Origin of the sequence: Citrobacter sp. Ce104, assembly GCF_030334595.1 — a bacterium.
In the GTDB taxonomy this organism is placed as follows: Bacteria; Pseudomonadota; Gammaproteobacteria; order Enterobacterales; family Enterobacteriaceae; genus Citrobacter; species Citrobacter europaeus.
In genome coordinates, this window is record NZ_JAOWDP010000064.1 from 729,898 (window position 1) to 753,874 (window position 23,977).

Annotated in this window: 20 protein-coding genes; 12 read left to right on the plus strand and 8 right to left on the minus strand. The window is 51.3% G+C overall.

What is annotated here, in order from left to right; all coding sequences use genetic code 11:
- Positions 1 to 220 precede the first annotated feature (220 nt).
- Positions 221 to 544: a DUF2755 family protein gene (locus OGW16_RS14100; protein WP_043015360.1), complete on the plus strand. Its 324-nt coding sequence runs from the start codon at positions 221 to 223 to the stop codon at positions 542 to 544.
- Here OGW16_RS14100 and OGW16_RS14105 read toward each other — a convergent pair.
- Both OGW16_RS14105 and sbmA read right to left on the minus strand, forming a co-directional pair.
- Positions 529 to 1,632, minus strand: a complete 1,104-nt coding sequence (locus OGW16_RS14105) for a DUF1615 domain-containing protein (protein ID WP_003847631.1) — start codon at positions 1,630 to 1,632, stop codon at positions 529 to 531. The genes OGW16_RS14100 and OGW16_RS14105 overlap by 16 nt on opposite strands.
- 12 nt (positions 1,633 to 1,644) lie before the next feature.
- Positions 1,645 to 2,865, minus strand: coding sequence for a peptide antibiotic transporter SbmA (gene sbmA / locus OGW16_RS14110; protein WP_043015359.1), 1,221 nt, complete (start codon positions 2,863 to 2,865; stop codon positions 1,645 to 1,647).
- A gap of 384 nt (positions 2,866 to 3,249) precedes the next feature.
- On the opposite strand from sbmA, the gene ampH reads away from it, so the two are divergent.
- Positions 3,250 to 4,407 carry a D-alanyl-D-alanine-carboxypeptidase/endopeptidase AmpH gene (ampH, locus tag OGW16_RS14115; RefSeq protein ID WP_286518535.1) on the plus strand — a complete coding sequence of 386 codons (1,158 nt, stop codon included), beginning with the start codon at positions 3,250 to 3,252 and terminating at the stop codon, positions 4,405 to 4,407.
- A 1-nt stretch (position 4,408) separates the two neighbouring features.
- Here the strand turns inward: ampH and iprA are convergent, their stop codons facing one another.
- The gene (gene iprA / locus OGW16_RS14120) at positions 4,409 to 5,032 is read right to left on the minus strand and encodes a hydrogen peroxide resistance inhibitor IprA (RefSeq protein ID WP_043015357.1); all 624 of its coding nucleotides are present in this window, start codon (positions 5,030 to 5,032) and stop codon (positions 4,409 to 4,411) included.
- A gap of 89 nt (positions 5,033 to 5,121) precedes the next feature.
- A complete protein-coding gene (gene ehaB, locus OGW16_RS14125) occupies positions 5,122 to 8,046 on the minus strand; it encodes an autotransporter adhesin EhaB (RefSeq protein ID WP_075145085.1) in 2,925 nt (974 codons plus the stop codon).
- A gap of 509 nt (positions 8,047 to 8,555) precedes the next feature.
- Between ehaB and hemB the strand changes: the two genes are divergently transcribed.
- Positions 8,556 to 9,530 carry a porphobilinogen synthase gene (gene hemB / locus OGW16_RS14130; RefSeq protein WP_286518536.1) on the plus strand — a complete coding sequence of 325 codons (975 nt, stop codon included), beginning with the start codon at positions 8,556 to 8,558 and terminating at the stop codon, positions 9,528 to 9,530.
- Positions 9,531 to 9,608: 78 nt separating this feature from the next.
- Here hemB and tauD read toward each other — a convergent pair whose 3' ends face one another.
- The 4 genes from tauD to tauA are packed head-to-tail and all read right to left on the minus strand — an operon-like array spanning position 9,609 to position 13,028.
- Complete coding sequence (gene tauD, locus OGW16_RS14135) at positions 9,609 to 10,460, minus strand: taurine dioxygenase (RefSeq protein WP_286518537.1); 852 nt, start codon at positions 10,458 to 10,460, stop codon at positions 9,609 to 9,611.
- Positions 10,457 to 11,287, minus strand: coding sequence for a taurine ABC transporter permease TauC (gene tauC, locus OGW16_RS14140; RefSeq protein ID WP_075145088.1), 831 nt, complete (start codon positions 11,285 to 11,287; stop codon positions 10,457 to 10,459). Before tauC ends, tauD begins: the two co-directional genes overlap by 4 nt.
- Entirely contained in the window at positions 11,284 to 12,051 is a 768-nt protein-coding gene (gene tauB / locus OGW16_RS14145) for a taurine ABC transporter ATP-binding subunit (protein ID WP_200007601.1), read from the minus strand. The genes tauC and tauB overlap by 4 nt, the downstream gene beginning before the upstream one ends.
- A 14-nt stretch (positions 12,052 to 12,065) precedes the next feature.
- Positions 12,066 to 13,028, minus strand: coding sequence for a taurine ABC transporter substrate-binding protein (tauA, locus tag OGW16_RS14150; RefSeq protein WP_047413097.1), 963 nt, complete (start codon positions 13,026 to 13,028; stop codon positions 12,066 to 12,068).
- 339 nt (positions 13,029 to 13,367) lie between these two features.
- Here tauA and OGW16_RS14155 point away from each other — a divergent pair, with 339 nt between their 5' ends.
- From OGW16_RS14155 to OGW16_RS14195, 9 genes are all read left to right on the plus strand, one after another.
- A complete protein-coding gene (locus tag OGW16_RS14155; protein WP_047413572.1) occupies positions 13,368 to 13,997 on the plus strand; it encodes a response regulator transcription factor in 630 nt (209 codons plus the stop codon).
- On the plus strand, positions 13,997 to 15,538 hold the full coding sequence (locus OGW16_RS14160; protein WP_043015349.1) for an MASE1 domain-containing sensor histidine kinase: 1,542 nt from the start codon (positions 13,997 to 13,999) through the stop codon (positions 15,536 to 15,538). The genes OGW16_RS14155 and OGW16_RS14160 overlap by 1 nt, the downstream gene beginning before the upstream one ends.
- Before the next feature lie 85 nt (positions 15,539 to 15,623).
- The gene (uhpC, locus tag OGW16_RS14165) at positions 15,624 to 16,928 is read left to right on the plus strand and encodes an MFS transporter family glucose-6-phosphate receptor UhpC (protein WP_043015348.1); all 1,305 of its coding nucleotides are present in this window, start codon (positions 15,624 to 15,626) and stop codon (positions 16,926 to 16,928) included.
- Positions 16,925 to 17,956: an ABC transporter substrate-binding protein gene (locus OGW16_RS14170; RefSeq protein ID WP_043015347.1), complete on the plus strand. Its 1,032-nt coding sequence runs from the start codon at positions 16,925 to 16,927 to the stop codon at positions 17,954 to 17,956. Before uhpC ends, OGW16_RS14170 begins: the two co-directional genes overlap by 4 nt.
- A 68-nt stretch (positions 17,957 to 18,024) precedes the next feature.
- Complete coding sequence (locus OGW16_RS14175) at positions 18,025 to 20,103, plus strand: ABC transporter permease (RefSeq protein WP_043015346.1); 2,079 nt, start codon at positions 18,025 to 18,027, stop codon at positions 20,101 to 20,103.
- An 11-nt stretch (positions 20,104 to 20,114) separates the two neighbouring features.
- Complete coding sequence (gene fbpC / locus OGW16_RS14180; RefSeq protein WP_087051655.1) at positions 20,115 to 21,161, plus strand: ferric ABC transporter ATP-binding protein; 1,047 nt, start codon at positions 20,115 to 20,117, stop codon at positions 21,159 to 21,161.
- Between the two features lie 502 nt (positions 21,162 to 21,663).
- A complete protein-coding gene (locus OGW16_RS14185; RefSeq protein WP_286518538.1) occupies positions 21,664 to 22,086 on the plus strand; it encodes a hypothetical protein in 423 nt (140 codons plus the stop codon).
- A 7-nt stretch (positions 22,087 to 22,093) separates the two neighbouring features.
- The gene (locus OGW16_RS14190) at positions 22,094 to 23,560 is read left to right on the plus strand and encodes a PAAR domain-containing protein (RefSeq protein WP_179947985.1); all 1,467 of its coding nucleotides are present in this window, start codon (positions 22,094 to 22,096) and stop codon (positions 23,558 to 23,560) included.
- Entirely contained in the window at positions 23,535 to 23,939 is a 405-nt protein-coding gene (locus OGW16_RS14195; protein WP_087051657.1) for a hypothetical protein, read from the plus strand. The genes OGW16_RS14190 and OGW16_RS14195 overlap by 26 nt, the downstream gene beginning before the upstream one ends.
- Positions 23,940 to 23,977 lie beyond the last annotated feature (38 nt).

Genomic DNA, 23,977 nt, shown 5'->3' on the forward strand with positions numbered 1-23,977 from the left:
ATTTCCTCATACACGTCTGTGGCCTGTGCGGAATTTCTGAAATGTAAATTAATTTCACTTAAGGTTGCGTAATTGTGACGATCAGCAAAAAACCGAAATCCAGGAATAATCTCTACCTGAAATTACCATCATTCTGATATTGACATTGCCGATCACCTGTCAGACTCACTGTCAGTTCCAGGCAATACGTCAAAAAAGCAGGTTATTTCCGGAGGTCTTTATGGCTGATTTTACGCTCTCTAAATCCCTTTTTAAGGGCAAGCATCGGGATACCTCCTCCCTGCCCGGCAATATTGCGTATGCCGTTTTTGTGCTGTTTTGCTTCTGGGCGGGCGCGCAGATTTTAAATCTGTTGGCCCACGCTCCCGGCATCTATGAGCAGTTGATGCAGTTGCAAATGCAAGAGACAGGGCGCCCGCGAGTTGAAATCGGCCTGGGTGTCGGAACCCTTTTTGGACTGGTCCCTTTTCTCGCCGGAAGCCTGATTCTTGGCGCCATCGCGGCATTCGTGCGCTGGCGCCGCCGTCATCATAACGATGACTGACCCATACATTTCGCCCGACGATCGTCCACGCGTTTAGCAAACCACGCGGTAGTCAGATTACGTGTGATCTTCGGGCTTTCAAGTTGAATGCCAGGCAGCATTTCACGGGGAAGCGTTTTCCCGGCCTTCGCTTCCGCCAGCTTATAGACTTTCTCGTACAGCGCGGTCTCTTCAAAGGCCAGGCTGTCGCCTTTTTGCAGCTGACGGCGGATCTCACTCTCGCTCATGTCCAGCTTCCCGGCCAGTTTACGTACCGCCAGCTCCGTTTTGCCCGGCTCGCTGCTGCCATAGAGAATTAAATCACCGTCCATCGCCAGCTTCACGCCGCTGGCTTTACTGACCGCATTCTGGAAAGCTGCATTGCGGCTGGCATACCACCCGGCATTGAAATCGGCGAAGCGGAAAATTGGCGCACTGTAATTCGCCGGGTAGTTAAGCAGATGATACGTACCGAACCACAGCCCACCGCGGCGGCTAAATACTTCCTGGCGCACGGTTCCCGCCATTTTCCACGGGTAGCCGCTGGCATGCTGCTCAGCAAAGGCGATGCTGACCTGCATCGGCCCACCGGTATGCACCGGATTAAGCGAACCAAATAACGTCTGCCCCATCGGTACCATGTTGATAAAATCATCAAATATCGCGCTAAGCTGTTTTTCCGTCTTCACCGTATCCAGGCGCTCGCTGTAGCTTTTCCCCGTTGGCGAGTTAATCTTCAGCGCGGTATGCACCACAAATAGCGGGATGTGCATACGCTCGGCACGACGATCGATCTCTTTCCAGGCGATTTTACTTAAGTTCGGCACGGCTGGATCCGCCTGGTAATTTGACTCCTGTTGCGCGACCGCCAGCACCGAACAGATATTTTCAACCGTCGGCGCCAGCTTCTGGCTTTCAAAGGTCTTCGCCAAATCCTGCGCCCACGCGTCCCGGTCTTTTACGCTGGCGGGCATTTTCTGGCGCACCACGCTCGCCACATCGACGGCTTTCTCCCCTTTTTTTAGCGGCTGCGCGGGTTGGCTACTACATCCCACCAGCACCAGTGCAGCAAGACCAGACAAGGGGTAAAGACGGGAAACCGTCGACATAACATCTCCTTATTAACTAAGCGTATGGGTAACTTCCTGAATATCCTGACCATCAAGCTCTCGTTCAAAGCTGCGCAGACGCTTATAAATAGACATCAGTTCCACTAACGTTGTCCAGGAGTTAATCAGATACTGGAACGAACCGCGCACCTGGCCAAACACGTTGGTGATTTGCGTCATCAGGCCGAGCGTAATCGTACCGGCAACAATCGACGGAAACAGCAGGAACAAGCCGAAAACGTTATCAACCTGCAGGTAAAGAATACGGGCGATATTGAAGTACATATAGTGAAAATAGAGGCGGAAGTAGTTCTGGCGCACCGCATGAAACAGCTCACGCACCGTCGGCGGTGTCGCACGATTAGCGTCATCTTCGCCGTATACCAGTTCTTTACGGTAGGCCGCTTCCACACGCTGGTTTTTAAACTCCAGTCCCGGAAGTTTGATCCCAACGACCGCCAGCAAGCCGGTTCCCATCAGCGACCAGACAATTGCGGCAATCACCAGGCCATAAGGAACATGCCCAACAATCGGCAGATCCGGAACATGAGCAGAGAGTGTGACCAGTACAGGTAAGAAGGCGATCAGCGTCATAATCGCATTGATAAAGCTGACCCCCATATCTTCCAGCGTGGAGGCAAAACGCATGGTGTCTTCCTGCACACGCTGCGCCGCACCTTCGATATGGCGCAGATGCTGCCAGTGCGCCATATAATGTTCGTTCATTGCTGTACGCCAGCGGAACACATAGTGACTAACAAAGAAGTTGTTCATCACGCCGATGACCACGGCAATCAGCGCGATGCCAAGAAAGATGCCCACTTCATGATAGAACTGCTCAATCTTCACCTTATGCGGTGCGCTGAGCGCGGATTGAATCAAATCATAAAATGGCGCATACCAGGCGTTGACGGCAACGCCAACTTCAACCAGAAACCAGGTCACGAAAATAATCAGCGACGTGCCGAGTATGGACCAGTACTGCCAGCGGTGCGGGCTGTAGAGAAACCAGAACAGCGCGAACACTCCAACGCAAAGAGTGTAGTACGCATAAAAAATCAGGTAATCCAGCGACCAGAAACGAGCCGCGCTAATCGGTACGTCTCCCGACGCGCCGGTAATGTGTGCAACCCAGGCTCCCCCACCTGCTTGCCAGAATACAACAGCGACCAGTGCCCAAATAAATGCCGAAATAAAGAACGGCCCCGGCTTTGGGAAAAAAGACTTAAACATAATGCTCTCCTGCTAACTTCTTATCGTTATGACGACTGCTGTGTATTTGCCACCGTGGAGTGCGGCGGCAAGACGGCTTACGCCCAAAAACACAAGCTGAAACCGACAAGTGTGACCAGAACCGCAGCGCTTAGTTCGCACGAGGGTTATGAAGAATTGTTTCTGTGGTTTTCACACTCGACAACGTTCCAGCAAGTGCAGATTATCACAGCGTGAGATCACAAAAGCGAACATCCATAATCGGGGAAACGCTCGCATTTACTCATCGTTACGTTTTTCACACTATCATTGGCTGATAAGCGCTTTGCAATACGCCGATGAGTAGTATAAATACGCATACGCATGACATCCTTTTTCACTTTCTCTAACTCATGGACACCACCGTTGAAACGTAGTCTGCTTTTTTCTGCCGCGCTGTGTGCGGCGTCATTGACATCTGTCCAGGCGGCACAGCCTATAACCGATCCGGTCTTCGCCTCTGATATCGTCGATCGCTATGCCGACCATATATTTTACGGCAGTGGTGCTACGGGGATGGCACTGGTGGTGATTGATGGTAATCAGCGCGTATTTCGCAGTTTCGGCGAAACACGCCCCGGCAATAACGTACATCCGCAGCTGGATTCCGTAATTCGAATTGCCTCAATCACTAAATTAATGACCAGCGAAATGCTGGTAAAATTACTCGATCAGGGTACGGTTAAACTCAACGATCCATTGAGTAAATATGCGCCACCTGGCGCGCGCGTGCCGACTTATCAGGGCACGCCGATTACGTTGGTGAATCTGGCGACACATACCAGCGCGCTGCCACGCGAACAGCCTGGCGGCGCGGCCAAGCGCCCGGTGTTTGTCTGGCCAACCCGCGAACAGCGCTGGAGCTATCTCTCAACCGCCACGCTTAAAGCTGCACCAGGCTCGCAGGCTTCTTATTCCAACCTGGCGTTTGACCTGCTGGCTGATGCGCTGGGAGCCGCGTCCGGTAAGCCTTATCCGCAGCTGTTTGAAGAAAAAATCACCCGTCCGCTGGGGATGAAAGACACCACCTTCACCCCGTCCCCCGATCAGTGCAAACGCCTGATGGTCGCGGAAAAGGGCGCCAGCCCCTGTAACAATACGCTGGCAGCGATGGGCAGTGGCGGCGTCTATTCAACGCCTGGCGATATGATGCGCTGGATGCAGCAGTATCTCTCTTCTGATTTTTACCATCGTAGCCAGCAGGCTGACCGTATGCAGACGCTGATTTATCAGCGTACGCAGCTAACCAAAGTGATAGGGATGGATGTGCCGGGCAAAGCCGATGCGCTAGGTTTGGGCTGGGTCTATATGGCGCCGAAGAATGGGCGACCAGGCATTATTCAAAAAACCGGTGGCGGCGGCGGATTCATTACCTATATGGCGATGATCCCGCAGCAAAACGTCGGGGCGTTTATCGTGGTGACCCGTTCTCCGCTAACCCGTTTTACCAATATGAGCGACGGTATCAACGATCTGGTTGCAGAGTTGAGCGGGAACAAACCGCTGGTTATTCCCGCATCCTGATTCAATACTCAAAAGGCAAACGGTTAATGCCTACCAGTTTGCCTTTATTCATTTCAATGTAACCACCTTTACGCAGTGCCGCGAGAACCTCAGCAACAACTGAGCGTGAAATGCGTGTGCGTTGGTGAATATAGTTCATGACGCCGATACGTGAACGCAGCACATCGTCCCATTTCGTCATGGATATCAGCGTCGCGCGGATCTGATCGTAGGAGTTATTGCCGATCAGCTGCAGATCGCGCAATTCAAGGATGGAGTTTTGCCAGGCTAACCAGCAAAAGGCTTCCCGCCAAAGCTGGCATTGTTCAATTATATTTATCGTTTGCGAAGCAGGTAGGTGGTATCCCGTACAATTACTTTCGGTCATTAATCTGTATTGTACATCTGTTTTCATCACGCCATCGGAAAGGCCCATAATAAAAGGCGCCTGTGCAATCCCGACCAGCACGTTTTCCCCTCTACGCAGGGAAACTACACCACTTAAAATAACAAAAGTATCGTCGCTATTTATATCACTGGAATATATTATTTCTTTATCGTTATCACACTCAAAGTGTTTGCCATATTTTGCCAAACATTTATCAAGCTTACCAAATTCAAGAAGAGGTTTATTTGTAGATAGCATGAGCGCATTCCTTGCAATAAATGCCCGTCAAATCCGTGACGGGCATTATTCTGAATTAAATTACCTTATATTTCTCAGTGAGAAAGTACTTACCAGGTATATTTAACACCAACGTTTGCAGACCAGTCTTGATCGACATCACCGCCACCGAGGTAATTAGCATCGGTGTAGGCGCTGAAGTTCTTGGTGAAGCTGAACTGAGTACCCAGTCCAACACGTACTGCAGAACCTTCTACGCCGTTGTCGATAGAGTCACCGTTTATATCAGAATCGTTGTTAGAGTCGTCGTAAACGTAGGCCAGTTTGAAGTACGGGGTCAGCGCCTGGTCGTCGCTGTAGGCGAAGGTATAACCTGCATCTACACCGAGTTCATAACGCATGCTGTCATAAGACTGACCGTCAACTTTCATGTCGTTGCTCAGCTTATAGTCATCACCAGACTGGAACAGACCGGATACGCTACCGTAAGGCGTTACATAACCTGCATCACCCAGCTTCAGGTCATAACCCAGTTTCAAGCCAAAGCCCCAGGCATCAGAAGATGTGCTGCCATCAACATACTGACCGTTGCTCATGTTGGCAGACAGATCGTTGTTGAAGTGAGAGTAGCTCAAGTTACCGTCAACAAAGATGTTGTTGGCGAAATGTGCAGAAGAGTAGATGTAGGCAGTCTGGCTGTCCTGATCCACCTGACCGGTACGGTCGCTCATATCACCTTTCGCGAAGCCTGCTGCGGCACCGACAATCCACTTAGCGTTGTTACCATCAATTTTGGAGTCAACACCGACCATGATGCCGTTAACGTCCTGATCGTAGTTAATGGTGCCGTTATCTGCATCGAAGCTACCACCGAAGTAGCTCACCCATGCGCCGCCGTTATCAACCAGACCATGACGCGCGTTAGTCAGACGAGTACCAACGGTGTCTTGTTCCAGGTTCCAGATATTGGTGTTGGCAGATGGGATGCTCAGCGCCATGTTCGCGTAGTCGGTCAGTTCCATCTGCTGCAGAACAACGGTGTTACCCTGCTGCTGAGCCTGATAGGTGTAAGCGCCGAGGTCAGCTTTGTTAGCTGCAGAGAAGGTCGCGTTGCTGTTCGTGTCGTTAACGTAGATCAGCTCGTTACCTTTGTAATCCGCAACAGAACCCGCGCCAGTCGCGTTATCGATGCGAACTTTATAGTTACCGGTTGCTGCCGCTACGTGGTCACCGTAGTTATCAACTTCAGACTGATCGCCTGAGGTGTCGGAATCGCCGTTACCATTGATAGTCAGATGACCATCAGAGTTCATCGCGATCACGCCATAACCGTAGTTAGCCTGGGTCGTATCGTTGGTACGATCGTTGGTCAGGTCAGCATTCAGTACATAGTTAGTGCTGTTGATGTCGAAAACACCCGCATTAACATGGTTGTAAGCGTCGGTGTAGCTGGTCAGATTCAGCGTATCAACCTGCAGTGCATCGCCCGTGCTGTTGCCCACATCCAGAACACCGTTGTTGGTAACGTTGATGGTGTTGGCATACAGCGCAGCACTACCTACACCCCAGCCAGCAGCAACATCATCAGCAATCGTGACGATACTGTTGTCGATAGACAGCGTATCCGTCGCAACATGACCATCTTCGTTGATGTTCAGTGCAGAAGCACCGGTCAGAGAGATAGAGTCAGAAATCAGGGAAGAATCACCCACGTTGACGACGGAACCGCTATTGATGCTCAGGGTGTCGATCAGAGACGTTTTGGTGGTATCCCACTGTGAAGCGCCGTTCAGCGTGACGTTGAACAGACCGCTCTGGTAAACAGCGTTGCCAACCACATGACCATTTTCGTCATAAGAGGTTGTGTCGCTATCGATACCGTAGGTTGAAGAAGGCCACAGGCTGTTGGCAGCGATGTCGATCAGCGTTGCAGTGGCTTCAGTGCCTGCAGCATAGCTGTCGTAAACGCCGTCACCATCAACATCAACCTGATGTACGGACATGGCCGCGCCAACCCACTTACTGCCGTTGTTCAGGGTCAGATCCAGACGGTCAGTACCATCCCAGCCGTTGGTATCCAGATCGGCATCGGTATCACGATAAGTATCAGCACCGTTCGGGAAGAAGTTCTCGTCAAAGTTGCTGGAGAACAGCACATCGCCCATCAGCGTAGCGTTATCAAACGTGGCAGTGGTCTGCATCGCGTTATCAGCATCCGGATGAGCAATAACCGCTAATGCGACATCATTAGCGTTCCAGCCGTTACCGTTGTAGTCGCTTGCATTGCTGGTGTTGCCAAACCAACCGGAGGTACCTTCATCAGACCATGAGCCAGAGGTCAGGGTAGAATCGGTAACAACAATGGTGTTGTTAAACACTTCGCCGCTGTTTACGCCGGTGCTGACGGTGTTATCGTCAATATCTTCCCACTCATAACCCTGAGTCAGCGTAATACCCGCAACGTGAGAGTTGTTGGAGATAGACAGATCAACTTCTTGATCCAGAGTGATCGCCGTACCCAGGTTATAAACGTCGACAACGTGTGTATCAGCTGCGTCGTTATAGGTACCGTTGTAGGTATAATGTTCGTAGTTGTCATCGATAGTGGAGTTGATGACGTTCATCGCCAGACGATCGTAGTAATAGTCGGTACCCGTACGGTTAGTACAATCCGTGGTCATACACTCGGAAGTCACCATACCGTGAATGGTACTGTTTTTAATCGTCAGGCTGTTGTTATTGCTGTTAGTTGACAGTCCATCATCCAGATAATAAGTAGAAATAACGCCGTTAACAGTAGCGTTATTGATTACCGGATAAATATCACCGTTATAAATACTATCAGTATCGTAATTGTTCCAACCGACATATCCATCGTAGTAAACGCCATCAGCATAAGATGCGTCATTATAATGGGTGAACGTTGTGTACGTGGTTCCAGAAATATCAGTAGAAGCATTCGCCTGAGAAGTGATTGCCAAAGTGCAGGCTAATGCTAATTGTGAGACTACAAGTTTCTTTTTCCAAGTGTGCATTTGTCATCCCTCCTCAGGGACGTAATATAGTTGATCCATCAATTATCAATGCAAAGAAAACATTTTATGTTTCGCAGGACCGATTATGCGGTTTCACAACGGAAAGGTTCAATTATTCTTTGTCCGCTGTCCGAAACCGGACAACGCCATGAATTACGTCAGCCAAAAGGAGTTAACAAAAACACAATAACTTTCAATCAGATATGGAACACACGACATCTAACACATATAATTATCAAATGATTCACCTAGCATTCAAATAAATAAAAAATAAATATTCGAGAGTTATATTTCGCGCTAAACAAATAAATACATCGATATTTAAAATAATAAAAACAAGAACAAACAAAATAATGAATATGAATAAATTGCTATGCATGTGAATAAATTGCTCTAATGATTCAGCCTTGCACCACGTAAAATCCAGATATAACGCCAACTTTCATAAACCACCCGCCCTCAGGTTCGGGTATACTACGGCCTTCGATTCCACAAACATCAGGCATACCATGACAGACCTAATCCAACGCCCTCGCCGCCTGCGCAAATCACCTGCGCTGCGCGCTATGTTTGAAGAGACAACACTGAGCTTAAATGACCTGGTGTTGCCGATCTTTGTTGAAGAAGAACTCGACGATTACAAAGCTATTGACGCCATGCCCGGCGTGATGCGCATTCCGGAGAAGCACCTGGCGCGCGAGATTGAACGCATTGCTAATGCAGGCATCCGCTCGGTCATGACCTTCGGCATTTCTCATCACACCGATGACACCGGCAGCGATGCCTGGAAAGAAGACGGTCTGGTGGCGCGCATGTCGCGTATCTGTAAGCAGACCGTACCGGAAATGATCGTCATGTCCGACACCTGCTTCTGTGAATACACCTCGCACGGTCACTGCGGCGTGTTATGCGAGCACGGCGTTGATAACGATTTAACCCTGGCTAACCTCGGCAAACAGGCAGTCGTTGCCGCCGCAGCGGGCGCAGATTTCATCGCCCCTTCCGCCGCAATGGACGGCCAGGTGCAGGTTATTCGCCAGGCGCTGGACGCCGCGGGCTTCACCGATACCGCGATCATGTCCTACTCCACCAAATTTGCCTCTTCTTTCTACGGCCCGTTCCGTGAAGCCGCAGGCACCGCGCTGAAAGGCGATCGTAAAACCTACCAAATGAACCCGATGAACCGTCGGGAGGCGATCCGCGAATCGCTGCTGGATGAAGCCCAGGGTGCAGACTGCCTGATGGTCAAACCGGCTGGCGCCTACCTCGATATTCTGCGCGATATCCGCGAGCGCACCGAGCTGCCGATTGGCGCTTATCAGGTCAGCGGTGAATACGCGATGATCAAATTCGCGGCGATGGCGGGTGCTATAGATGAAGAGAAAGTGGTGCTGGAAAGCTTAGGCTCGATCAAACGCGCTGGCGCGGATCTGATCTTCAGCTACTTCGCACTGGATCTGGCTGAGAAAAAAATCCTGCGCTAATCACATTGTTGCCGGATGGCAGTTTCGCTTTATCCGGCCTACAAATCGTAGGCCCGGTAAGTCAATCGCCGCCGGCAATCATCCCGCCCGATAAAACGGCTTGTCTCCCAAAATTGTCGCCCGGTGCATAATGCGCCTCTGTGGCAGATAATCCGCATTCGCATAATGCTGCGTCACGCGATTATCCCAAATCGCCACATCGTTGGGCTGCCAACGCCAGCGCACCTGAAACTCCGGTTTAGTGACATGCGCGAATAAAAAACTCAGTAACGCCTCGCTCTCTTTTTCCGTGACATCGACAATTCGCATGGTAAATCCTTCATTCACGAACAGCGCCTGCTTCCCGCTCACCGGATGCGTACGCACCACCGGATGCAACAGGGGCGGATGCTTCGCCACCGCTTCCAGCCAGCGCTGATGCTCCTCTGGCGTCTTGCGGTATTTATATTCCTGAAATGATTTACGAAAATCATGTTCTGCCCGCAGGCCGCTCAGCAACTGGCGAAACGGCTCAGACAACGCATCATAAGCGGCAATCCCACTGGTCCACAGGGTGTCTCCCCCGGTCGATGGCAGCTCTTTTGCAGCCAGAATCGCCCCGGCAGGCGGCGTGTCAATAAAGGTGACATCGGTATGCCAGTTGTCGTTATCCGGCGGATTGTCGTTATGAGTATCCAGTACGATAATCTCTTCTACCCCTTCGGCATGCGGATAGACCGGGTGAATATGCAGATCGCCGAAACGCAACGCCAGTGCGCGCTGCTGTTGCGGCGTAATCACCTGCTCACGCAGGAACACCACCTGGTGGCGCAATACCGCGTGATAAAGCTGTTCAAACTGATTATCGCTCAGCGGACGCGTTAAATCCGCGCCGCTGATTTGTGCGCCAATGTACGGTCCCAGCGGGGTTATGCTCAGACGTTCACTCATTGTAATTCTCCATGCCAGGGCGTCAGGCGGCGCTGAAGCGCGCGCAGACCCAGTTCTAAAATAAACGCGATAACGGCAATCACCGCGATCCCCGCCAGCACCACATCCGTTGCCAGAAACTCACCGGCAGACTGCACCATAAATCCTAAGCCTCGCGTGGCGGCAATCAGCTCTGCTGCCACCAGCGTCGACCAGCCCACGCCAAGTCCGATACGTAACCCGGTGAGGATCTCCGGTAATGCCCCCGGCAAAATAACAAACCACAGCACCTGCTTACGGCTGGCCCCCAGCGACTGCGCGGCGCGCACTCTCACCTGCTGCGCGCTTTTCACTCCCGCCAGCGCCGACATCGCTACAGGGGCGAAAATCGCCAGATAGATCAGCAAGATCTTGGAGGTTTCACCGATGCCAAACCAAATGACCATCAACGGGAGATAGGCCAGGGGCGGAACCGGACGATACAGCTCAATGATCGGATCGAGAATGCCGCGCATCGTCGGACTCAGCCCCATCGCGATCCCAACCGGAACGCCCAGCAGCACCGCCGCCAGCAGCGCGATAACAATACGCGTCAGACTCGCCGCCAGATGCTGCCACAGCGTGGCATCCATAAATCCCTGCGGACCGGCAATGACTATCAATTTTTGCAAAACCTGCCCCGGTGGAGGTAAAAACAGCGGACTGATTAACTGCAGCGCCGCCACCGTCCACCACACCGCCAGAATGACGGCCAGCGTACCGAGGCTTAAGGTAATCTGCCGCGAGAACGGCCAGCGCCAGTTGAGTGCGCGCTGGCGGCGGGGTTTATCATTAATGACCACGCTCATGAGAATGCCTCCCGTTGTTCAAAGACCCGACCTAACACATACTCGCGCATGGCGATAAACTGCGGGTCGGACTTAATGCTGCGGCTCGACTCTCCGGCCACAAAGCGACGGGCGAAATTCAGCGGCAGACGCTCCAGCACCCGGCCTGGGCCCGGCGACAGCAATACCAGCTCCGTCGCCATAAACACGGCTTCTTCGATATCGTGGGTAATCAGCAGCACCTGTTTGCCGGTCTCATACCACAGCTTCAGCAACAGGGTTTGCATCTGCTCGCGGGTAAAAGCGTCGAGCGCGCCAAAGGGTTCATCCAGCAGCAATAGCTGCGGGTTGGCCGCCAGCGCCCGCGCAATGCCGACGCGCTGACGCTGCCCACCGGAAAGTTGCCAGATAAAGCGTTTTTCCGCGTCCTCCAGCCCGACTTTCTGCAACATCTCTTTAGCGATTCGTTGGCGTTGGGACTTCTCCACCCCCGCAAGTTGCAGCCCGAAGGCTACGTTATCCTGCACGTTGCGCCAGGGTAGCAGTCCTTCGTTTTGGAACACAACCCCGCGCTCAGCGCCTGGACCTTCAACTTTTTTACCCGCCAACGTAATGCTGCCATGCTGATACGGCACAAACCCGGCAATCAGATTTAACAACGTGGTTTTCCCGCAACCGGAAGGTCCGAGTACCACCAGCAGTTCACCGCTATCGAGCGTCAGGTTGATATCCTCCAGCGCCGATTTTCCACCGTAGCTGGCAGCAAGATGAGAAATTTGCAGCATCAGCGCCTCCTTATTTATTGCACGAAGCGATCGGTCACGTACTGACTGTAATCCGTCGCGACCGCAGGAACTTTGCCCTGCTCTTTGAGGAACTGCGCGGTATCGATAATCGCTTTATTCACCGGCCCGGTTAACTCCGCGGTTTGCTGCTGCGCCGTCAAATAAGTATTTCCTTTCACCAGTCCTGGCACATCCGCCTCCGCTACCCCGCTTAAACGCGACAGTTTGCTGATATTTTCCGGCTGCTTCAGCCACTCATCAGGATTAGCGATATAAGGCTGCTGCGCATCGATAGCGCTTTTGGCAAAGGCTTTCACCACTTCAGGATGCTTCTGGGCAAAATCTTTGCGCACCACCCACACGTCCAACGTCGGCGCGCCCCACTCGCCAACCTGCGAGGAGTCAGTTAACACCTTACCGTCTTTTTGCAGCGCGTTGACCGCAGGCGCCCAGACATACGCGCCATCAATATCTCCGCGCTGCCAGGCGGCAATAATCGCCGGTGGTTGCAGGTTCACAATCTCAACCTGCCCCGCTTTGATCCCCCAATGTTTCAACGCCGCCAGCAGGCTGTAATGGGTGGTGGAGATAAACGGCACGGCAATGCGCTTACCAATCAAATCTTCCGGTTTACTGATGTTTTTCTTCACCACCAGCGCTTCGGAGTTGCCGAGCTTTGACGCCAGCAAGAAAACCTCAATGGGCACCTGCTGACTGGCTGCGACCGCCAGCGGGCTGGAGCCAAGATTACCGATCTGCACATCACCGGATGCCAGCGCACGAACGATGCTCGCGCCGCTGTCGAATTTGCGCCAGTCAACGGTAGCACCGCTTTCTTTAGCAAAAGTGTTATCTGCCTGCGCCACTTTGGCGGGTTCGGCGGAGGTCTGATAAGCAACGGTGACGTTCACCGCCTGCGCCTGAAATGCGATGAATGCCAGTGCGGCAAGAAGTGCGTTACGCGATGAAATAGCCATGATTGTCTGCTCCCCTGTCTTGTTATGAGGGCAGTATTTCGTTGCGGCACAATTTGATAAAGGAATTAAAAATTCTGGCTAATAGCGATCTGTTTTTAGAAAAAAAGCGGCAATAGTTAGCTATTTCGCTCATTACAGAACGTAGGCCGGATAAGGCGCTTGCGCCGCCATCCGGTAATCATATGCCTGATGCGCTGCGCTTATCAGGCCTACACTCGCTATAACACCCGGCAAATTATTGCAATTTTGTTACATTCGTTACATATCCGCGCCACGGTGATTGCCAGTGCGGCGCTGACAGGCATCATAGACGCCATTATCAGGCAAGAGAGCAATATCATGATTCATGTTGTGCTGGTGGATGACCATGTGGTGGTGCGTTCCGGCTTTGCGCAATTACTCAGTCTCGAAGACGATCTCAACGTCATCGGCCAGTTCAGCAGCGCGGCCCTGGCGTGGCCTGCGTTAATGCATGATGACGTCAACGTGGCGGTGATGGACATCGCCATGCCGGATGAAAATGGCCTGAGCCTGTTAAAACGACTGCGGGCGCAGAAGCCCGGTTTTCGCGCCATAATTCTCAGCATTTATGACTCGCCCACGTTTGTGCAAAGCGCGCTGGATGCCGGCGCCAGCGGCTACCTGACCAAACGCTGCGGACCGGAGGAACTGGTGCAGGCGGTACGTTCGGTAGGTATGGGCGGGCATTACCTGTGCGCCGATGCGCTGCGTGCGCTACGCGGCGGCGAACAGCCCGCGCAGGTCCTGGAAGTACTGACCCCACGCGAGCGCGAAGTGTTTGATCTGCTGGTCAAAGGCGACAGCGTGAAAGAGATCGCCTTCAAACTCGATCTCAGCCACAAGACGGTGCACGTTCATCGGGCGAACGTGTTGGGCAAACTGCAATGCCATAGCACCATCGATCTGGTGCATTTTGCGCTCGACCACCAGCTATTGACGGGGCATTAATGTCGCGTAACCTTCGGCATTGGGTTATTTCTCTGTTTATTCTGCTGGCCTGGGGATCGGGCTGGCTGATGCTGTGGACGCTGGGGTTTTATCTGACCCACAACGGCCAGCAAGCGGCGCTATTTCTACCGCACGGCGTCTATCTCGCGCTGTTAATCCTGCTTTCTCGCCGTTACTGGCCCGCGCTGGTTCTGCCGCCGGTGTTGATGTTGCTCTGGCTGCACAGCGAGCAATTACTGAATGGCTATATCCTGCTGGCTGCACCATTAATTAGCCTGATTCCGGCGAGCATCGGCCAGTCATACTGGCACCGATTCCCCCTTTACTGGCAGCGCTTAACCCTGCTGCTGGCCGCCGTGACGATCACTTCATTGCTCAATACCGCCCTGCTTTCACCGTTTATTCAAAGCCCGGCGACGTTAATAGGTCTGGCGTCGTTTACCGGCGGCGTGCTGTTGACGCCGTTTGTCTATCTGATCTATGAATTTTTGCGCCAGCAGCACCGCTATCATCTGCTCGGACTGGATACCACCAATCCCCCGCTGCGCACTTCGCTTATCATCTGGTGCAGCCTGTTTTTTATTATTGGCATCGGCACTCAGATGGTTCTGTCGCCGGAGATCGAGCGCCTGTTGCTGATCGTGGTGTTCTTACCGAACGTGGTGATGGCGTGGAAATTTGGCTGGCAGGGCGGCGTGTTATCCGGATTGCTCGGCAGTATGATGATCACCATCGCCCGGCAAATCGGCGTCGGGTTCAGTAACTTACTAGAGCTGGAAATTTTTCTCGCCACCCAGGCGCTACTGGGTATAGGGCTGGGGATCGCCATCAGCCGCCAGCAGCATCTGGCGCAAAATTTGCACCATTATCGCCAGCGTCTGGAAACCGAACTGGCGGCACGACGCGCGCTGACCGAACAGCTGATCCGCACCGAAGAAAATACGCGCAAAAGCCTGGCGCGGGAGCTGCATGACGAAATTGGGCAGAACATCACCGCCATTCAAATTCAGTCGCAACTGGTCAAACGCGCGCCAGGCCCTGAGCAAACGCTCGAAGCGGCAAATCAGATCAACAACCTTGCCCGGCGCATTCACCATTCCACCCGCCAGTTGCTGCGCCAGCTACGCCCACCCGCGCTCGATGAACTGGCCTTTAAAGATGCACTACATCATCTGGTGAATGAATTTGCTTTTGCTGAACGCGGTATTCGCTGTCGCTTTGATTATCAGCTAGAGAATACGCCAGAAAACGAAACGGTGCGCTTCACGCTGTATCGCCTGCTACAGGAGTTACTCAATAACGTCTGTAAACATGCGAACGCCAGCGACGTGTCGATTACGCTGCGCCAGCGGGAACAACGTTTGTTTCTGGATGTCGCTGACAACGGCGTTGGTATTCTGCCTGAAAAAATTCCCGGTTTCGGTATCCAGGGGATGCGTGAGCGGGTGAGCGCCCTTGGCGGCGAACTGACGCTCGAATCAAACAACGGCACGCACGTAATTGTTAACCTGCCCACAAATTTGCAACAAATCAGCCGCTAACCAGGAAAAAGTCTTAGTCACTGCGGACTTTCTCTCATCCCCTTTTGCTTTCACTTTCCTATAGTCAGCACAAACGGAGACTGCCATGCACGCACGCTCAGCCAGCGAAACAGACCAACAATACCGGACGCTACGCCCCCGGCTGCTGATGTGTATGGTGATAGGCTACGCCGCGTTTTATCTGACGCGCAAAAGCGTTAACTACGTCCTCCCGGCGCTGCAAACGGATCTGGGTCTGGATAAAGGCGATATCGGCCTGCTCGGGTCACTGTTTTATCTGACCTATGGTCTGTCGAAATTTACCGCCGGGCTGTGGCACGACAGCCACGGACAACGCGCATTTATGGGGATTGGCCTGTTTGCCACCGGCGTTTTAAACGTGCTGTTCGCCTTTGGTGAATCACTGACGCTGCTGCTGGTGGTCTGGACGCTGAACGGATTTTTTCAGGGCTGGGGCTGGCCGCCCTGCGCCCGCCTGCTGACCCATTGGTACTCGCGCAACGAACGCGGATTCTGGTGGGGCTGCTGGAATATGTCGATCAATATCGGTGGCGCCATTATCCCGCTGATTAGCGCTTTTGCCGCCCACTGGTGGGGCTGGCAGGCAGCCATGCTGGCACCGGGGATAATCAGCATGGCACTGGGAATCTGGCTCACTCTGCAATTGAAAGGCACTCCCCGGGAAGAAGGATTACCGACGGTTGGGGAATGGCGTCATGACCCGCTGGAACTGCGTCAGGAGCAGCAAAGCCCGCCGATGGGGCTGTGGCAAATGTTACGCACCACCATGCTGAAAAACCCGATGATCTGGTTGCTCGGCGTGTCGTATGTGTTGGTCTATCTGATTCGCATTGCGCTCAACGACTGGGGCAACATCTGGCTGACGGAAAGCCACGGCGTGAATCTGCTCAGCGCCAATGCCACGGTGATGTTGTTTGAAGTCGGCGGCTTGCTGGGGGCGCTGTTTGCCGGATGGGGATCGGATCTGCTGTTCAGCGGTCAGCGTGCGCCGATGATTTTACTGTTCACACTGGGACTGATGGTGTCTGTCGCCGCGCTGTGGCTGGCGCCGGTACACCACTACGCGCTACTGGCCGTGTGTTTCTTTACCGTGGGCTTTTTTGTGTTTGGCCCACAGATGCTAATTGGCCTCGCAGCCGTTGAATGCGGACACAAAGCGGCGGCAGGTTCAATTACCGGTTTTCTCGGGCTGTTCGCCTATCTGGGGGCCGCGTTGGCGGGTTGGCCGCTGTCGCTGGTCATAGAACATTACGGCTGGTCGGGAATGTTCAGTTTGCTCTCGGTTGCCGCTGTCTTTATGGGTTTATTGCTGATGCCTCTGCTCATTGCGGGCATTACCCCTTCTCTCAGTCAAAGGATAAAACAATGAAACTGACGCTTACCTCTACCCTGATTGCTTCCGCTCTGACGCTGGCGGCTTTCAGCAACGCAGCCCAGGCACAGGGTCGTCTGGTGGTGTATTGCAGCGCCACCAACGAGATGTGCGAAACCGAAACCAAAGCCTTCGGTGAAAAATATGATGTGAAAACCTCATTCATTCGTAACGGCTCGGGCAGTACGCTGGCGAAAGTCGATGCCGAGAAGAAAAACCCGCAGGCGGATGTATGGTACGGCGGTACGCTGGATCCGCAGTCTCAGGCCGGTGAAATGGGTCTGCTGCAGCCGTATAAATCACCAAACCTCGAGCAGATTATGGAGAAATTCCGCGATCCCGCGAAGGTAAAAGGTAACCTCTCTTCGGCGGTTTACGTCGGGATTCTGGGCTTTGGCGTCAATACCCAGCGCCTGAAAGAGAAAAACCTGCCGGTACCAAAATGCTGGAAGGATCTGACCAAACCGGAATACAAAGGCGAAATTCAGATTGCTGACCCGCAAAGCTCTGGTACCGCCTACACCGCGCTGGCGACCTTTGCCCAGCTATGGGGTGAAGATCAGGCTTTTGACTACCTGAAACAGCTCAACGCCAACGTCTCCCAGTACACCAAATCCGGCATTGCCCCGGCGCGTAACGCCGCTCGTGGAGAAACGGCTATCGGCATCGGTTTCCTGCACGACTACTCGCTGGAGAAAGAACAGGGCGCGCCGCTGGAGCTAATCTCCCCATGCGAAGGTACTGGCTATGAAATTGGCGGCGTAAGCATCCTGAAAGGCGCGCGCAACGCCGACAACGCCAAACTGTTCGTTGACTGGGTGCTGTCGAAAGACGCACAGGAGCTGGCGTGGAAGAAAGGCAAATCCTATCAGATCCTGACCAACACCACCGCCGAGACCTCTCCTAACTCACTGAAGCTCGACGACCTGAAGCTTATCAATTACGACATGGATAAGTACGGCTCGACCGACGTACGTAAGGCGTTGATCAATAAGTGGGTTAGCGAAGTTAAGATGGGTAAATAAGCCCACGTTACGTTCATTTGCCGGGTGTGGCGCAAACGCCTTACCCGGCCTGGATTACCGGAAACGCTATGTCACACACACTTGCACTCCATCCCGTGAAAAAACGGGATGCGATATTCCTTTGGGTTTTGCTCGGCTGGCTGGCGTTTGCCCTGCTTCCGAGCTGGAGCCTGGACTATGGTCTGCTGGAGTCCACGCGCGAAGAAATACTCGCCGCCTACGGCTGGTCACAGTTCAATATCAGTTGGCTCTGGTATCTGCTGCCAAGCCTGTTGCTGGTGCGTCCATTCCATGAAGCCAGACGCGAGCAGCGCAACCGCCATTATCTTGACGCGGGATGGGCATTTTTCTGTATGGCCTTTATCGTCGCCAGCGCCACCCTTGAGGGCCGCGGCTTAGGCTATGCCACCATCGTGTTGTTTGTGGCACTTGGCGCAATCATGACCCTGGCGCTCACTCGCCTGGAATGGCTGGGCGGCGACCGTTTCGTCATCGGCTCGCTCACCGCGATAGTCGCTCTGATCGGTATTTTTATCGTCTGGCCGAGCATCGCCATTTTCATTCCGATGTTCACCAACGACGCCGGAGAATTTGCCCCGCTGGCGTTTATGAATGTGCTGTCGCAAGCGCATATCATTCAGGTGATCCTCAACTCAATTATGCTGTCGATTGCCGTCGGCGTCGGCTGTACCTTCTTTGGTCTGGTACTGGCTATCTATACCACTCGTATCGCCAGACGCAGCGCCATCATCGGACGTATTTTCTCGATTTTGCCGATCGTCACCCCGCCGTTTGTCGTCGGTTTAGGCGTCACGCTGATGATGGGACGCTCCGGTTACATCACCGAATTTATGGTCGAATGGTTTGGTTTAACCAACACCAACTGGCTGTATGGTTTTACTGGTATCTGGCTGGCGCAGGTGCTGGCCTTTACGCCAATGGCGTTTATGATCCTCGATGGAGCAATCAAAACCATTCATCCATCGCTGGAAGAGGCGTCATATACCCTGCGCGCCAGCCGCTGGCAGACCTTTAACGGCGTGTTTGTCCCGCTGCTGAAACCGGCGCTGGCGAACGCCTTTTTAATTGTGGTGGTGCAGTCGCTGGCCGACTTTAGCAACCCGCTGGTGCTCGGCGGTAACTTCGACGTGCTGGCTACGCAAATTTACTTCTACATCACCGGTTCGCAGCTCGACTACCAGGCCGCCAGTACGCTGGGTGCCTTCCTGCTACTGTTCTCGCTGCTGGTGTTCTGCGTGCAGTATATGTGGATTGGTAAACGCTCGTACGTCACCGTTTCCGGTAAATCCTACCGGGGCGACGTGCAGCCGCTACCAGTCACGCTGGTGTGGAGCGTGGTCGCACTGCTGGCGGTGTGGATTGCCTTTAACGCCCTGCTCTACGGCAGCATTTTCTACGGCAGTTTCACCGTCAACTGGGGCGTGGACTACACCCTGACGCTGGCGAACTTTACCAAACTGTTCGGTCAGGGGATGAGCGACGGCGCGTGGCCTTCACTGCTCGACACCCTGCTCTACGCCGGGATTGCCGCGCCGATCACCGCGATTTTCGGTCTGCTGATCGCGTGGATTGTGGTGCGCCAGCAGTTTAAAGGCAAAAAGACCATCGAGTTCACCACTATGCTGTGCTTTGCCGTTCCGGGCACCGTCGCGGGCGTATCGTACATTCTGGCCTTTAACAGCGCCCCGGTGTATCTCACCGGCACCGCCGCCATCGTGATCATCTCGATGGTGATGCGTAACGTCCCGGTCGGTATCCGGGCGGGTATCGCGGGCTTAGGCCAAATCGATAAATCGCTCGATGAAGCCTCGCTCAGCCTGCGCGCCGGTTCTCTGCGCACCATTACACACATTCTGCTGCCGCTGCTGCGCCCGGCGATCCTCTCGGCGTTGATTTACAGCTTTGTGCGCGCCATTACCACCGTCAGCGCCATTGTGTTCCTCGTCACCCCGGATACCCGCGTGGCGACGGCCTACATCCTGAACCGCGTGGAAGACGGCGAATACGGCGTGGCGATTGCCTACGGTTCCATTCTGATCGTGGTGATGCTGGCGATTATTTTCATCTTTGACTGGCTGATCGGTGAATCACGTACCTCCCGTTCAAAAGCCAAAAACCAGGCGTAATGGAGCGCACTATGACTCAGAAAAATTTCGTTGAACTGCGCAACGTCACTAAACGATTTGGCAGTAATACGGTAATAGACAATATCAACCTCACCATCCCGCAGGGGCAAATGGTGACCCTGCTCGGCCCATCCGGCTGCGGCAAAACCACCATATTGCGCCTGGTCGCCGGGCTGGAAAAACCGAGCGAAGGACAGATTTACATTGATGGCGAAGACGTCACTCATCGCTCTATTCAGCAGCGTGATATCTGTATGGTGTTTCAGTCCTATGCCCTGTTCCCGCATATGTCGCTGGGGGAGAACGTCGGTTATGGCCTGAAGATGCTCGGCGTGTCGCGCGCAGAGGTGAAAGCTCGCGTCAAAGAGGCACTGGCGATGGTGGATCTGGAGGGTTTCGAAGACCGCTTTGTCGATCAGATCTCCGGCGGTCAGCAACAGCGCGTGGCGCTGGCTCGCGCGTTGATCCTCAAACCGAAAGTGCTGCTGTTTGATGAGCCGTTAAGTAACCTCGACGCCAACCTGCGTCGCAGCATGCGCGACAAGATCCGCGAACTGCAAAAGCAGTTTGATATCACCTCGCTGTACGTCACCCACGATCAGAGCGAAGCCTTTGCGGTTTCTGATACCGTGTTGGTGATGAACAAAGGACATATCATGCAGATCGGCTCACCGCAGGATCTCTATCGCCAGCCCGCCTCCCGTTTTATGGCGAGCTTTATGGGCGATGCCAACCTGTTCCCGGCTACCTTCAGCGACAAATACGTTGATATCTACGGCTATCATCTGCCGCGCCCGCTGCACTTTGATACACAAGGTGAAGGCATGGTCGGCGTGCGTCCGGAAGCGATCACGCTCAGCGATCGCGGTGAAGAGAGTCAGCGCTGCGTGATCCGCCACGTCGCGTATATGGGACCCCAGTATGAGGTCACGGTGGAGTGGCACGGGCAGGAGATTTTATTGCAGGTCAATGCTACGCGTCTGCAACCGGACGTCGGCGAGCAGTATTACCTCGAAATCCACCCGTACGGCATGTTTGTCCTGGCGGATGCGGCATGATTTGTGCCGGGCTACGATCAAACAACGGACCAGATAAAATTAATTTGATTATAGAGAAGGAAAAATTCTTATAAAATATTTATTAAATAAATACAGATAAACTTAATTATTCCAAGCCTGAATCATCCTTAAATGGATTCAGGCTTTTTTATTACTTATGCGATCAGCCGCACAACTTTTACAGAGAAAATAGTATGTCATCACGCTTTCAACGGATGAGAGAGATTCAAAAATGTATTTTTACCAGGAAGAAAACCAAATCACTCAATATATAAGCGAGCACGAATTATGGGTATTGGGTCGTGTCAGCGGGATATACAACAAAACAACGCATAAAAACGAAAAAATGTTAGAACCGTTGTGGAGGAAATACGATCGAAGTATCGAGGGGATTTTAATCTTTTATTCAAAGATGGAAGCATCAATTTACTCTGTTTACCTATAGAAAAAATTTAATGAAAAGTGGAGCGTATATGCACTGAATGATTTTAACATTGAGGAAATGGTAAAAAATAATAAAATCATCAAAAATAGTGATGATTATTATCTGCTGTTGAGTGCGGGTTTATGGGCTGATAAACAATACAATATTATATATCATGGTTATCATCTGGCTCAAGTTATAATCCCCGTCAAATATACTTTTAGCAGTTTCAGTGAAAATGAAAAATTCCCTACCCTAAAAATACCTGAAGAAGTTACAGATAGATTTCATCAAATGTGGAAGAAAAGACTCCCTGATTTTCTAAGTCATACTCAATCGCAATGTAATTATCATAATGACTATTTAAAAGAACAAAGTCTAATCGCTTATAATAATATGCAATTCAAAGAATCAAATAAAATCGAAGATTGTATTTACATGACAACATGGAAAAATGACTGGATTTTTTGCAATCCGGAAAACTTAACTTTATTAAAATGAGAATTGTATGGGAATTGCATATTTTTTAAGGGTCGGTGATAAAACAACCTGCGGTGGTACTATTTTAACAGGTTGTACTAATCATATACTCGACGGACAGCCAACGGCACGACATGGCGATAGCTATATATGCGGTAAAGATAAAAAACTCTACCACATAGTAGGAGGACAACCGGGTTATTTTATACATGGTGTTCAAGCTGCCGGAACAGCACATAGCGTTGGCACATGCCCCTGCAAATGCAGATTTATTAACTCAATTTCAAATGTCACTTATTTCTATGAGAGTGAAGTTCTCTCCGCACCTAAGCCAGTCACAAACAGAGTGGTCTCTGTAGCGCCGCAGAACTCGCCAAAACCGCTCACGATGGCACCTGGACCATATTGTCCGGGTGAAGAGGATAAACCGCCTCGTGAGCCTGTCGATGGGGGATTTTGTGTATTGCCCTATGAGTCAAAGCCATCAACATATGAGCCGTATATTTTCGTTAACCCCCCCGAGGGTACGAGAGAGCTGTATCACAAACTGAACCCTGATATGAAAAAACAACCTGGTTCAATTCTGATTGTTGTTGATCCTGAAAAGCAAGATCAGCAACAGATTGAAACATTGCAAAAAGCGCGTGATCGAATTGATAAAGCTCTGGCCCCACTTACCTTGCAGGATGCAAAGTTATTGCATGATAACAGAGGAGCCGTGGATGCATTTTCATATCAACTTTTCGGTGATTATTTAGGAAATGCTGGAGATGGTTTTGGTTATATTAGTGAAGTAGGTAAAAGTTATTACGAAGAAATAAAAAAAATATTAATTGAAATTCAGGAGTTGTATAAAGATACGTATGGCCACAACAAAGGAATTATATCGGGGGAAGAATTCTTTGGTCAACGGGCAAGACTGTTTAAAAAGCTAGATGCTGTTTTAAACAAATTTTCAAAAACCCAGCTTAAATTAGAAGAATATAATAGCATTAAAAAAGCATTAGGTTTATCTACAAGTTCAATTATGTATAAATGGGATAAAACGGGAATAGATAATATTGAAGGTTATGCTACATATATTGAGCGCTCGGCAAAACTAATGAATCTAATGAAAACAGTTGGTTTTGTTGGCATAGGTTTAGATTTTGCCGGATATACATCAAATGTTTATGACGCTTGTTCAAAAGGTCGTGAAAGTGCTTGTAAAAAAGCGGCGATAACAGAATATAGTAAGTTTGGTTTAAAACAGGGCAGTAGTATACTGGCAGGAGCTGTTGCAGGGCGTGCTGCGACTGCGCTTTGTACCTGGGTATTAGGGATTTCTACTATAGAAGCAGGCGGTGTCGGTGCTACTCTGTGTTTTGTTACAGGGGTCGGTGTTACTATTACGTCAGGTAAGATTGCAGAAAAATATGGCGAGGACGCTGGTGAAAAATTAGGTAATTATGTAGGAGATCATATTATCTATGAAAACTTTTTTCATTCAAAATAAAGATGATATAAAAATTATCATTAGCTTTGCTTTAATGCTTAATGGATTATTAATAATAACCTTTTATTTTTACAACAAAATAGCATATAAAAAAATTGTTGATATCTATGAAAAGGAAATCGGACCATTACCTGTTACAGCAATAATATGTAAAAATGCAAGTCTATTTACCACACCAGGATTATATTTGACTAAAGTCGCGTTTATTATGGAGACTTTAATTTTCAAATATAATAAAATTTCTAATTATGGTATGAGCATAGAGGGTTACAATTTAATAAGAGGCTTGCCTTGCAAATTAACACTAGGATTTAAAATTGAAGCAGTACTGTGGATTTTATGTATTCCTGTGTTGCTAAGTATGTTTATTGCATTTTGAATAAAGGGACTCCATTGGAGTCCCTTCTTTAATTTTAT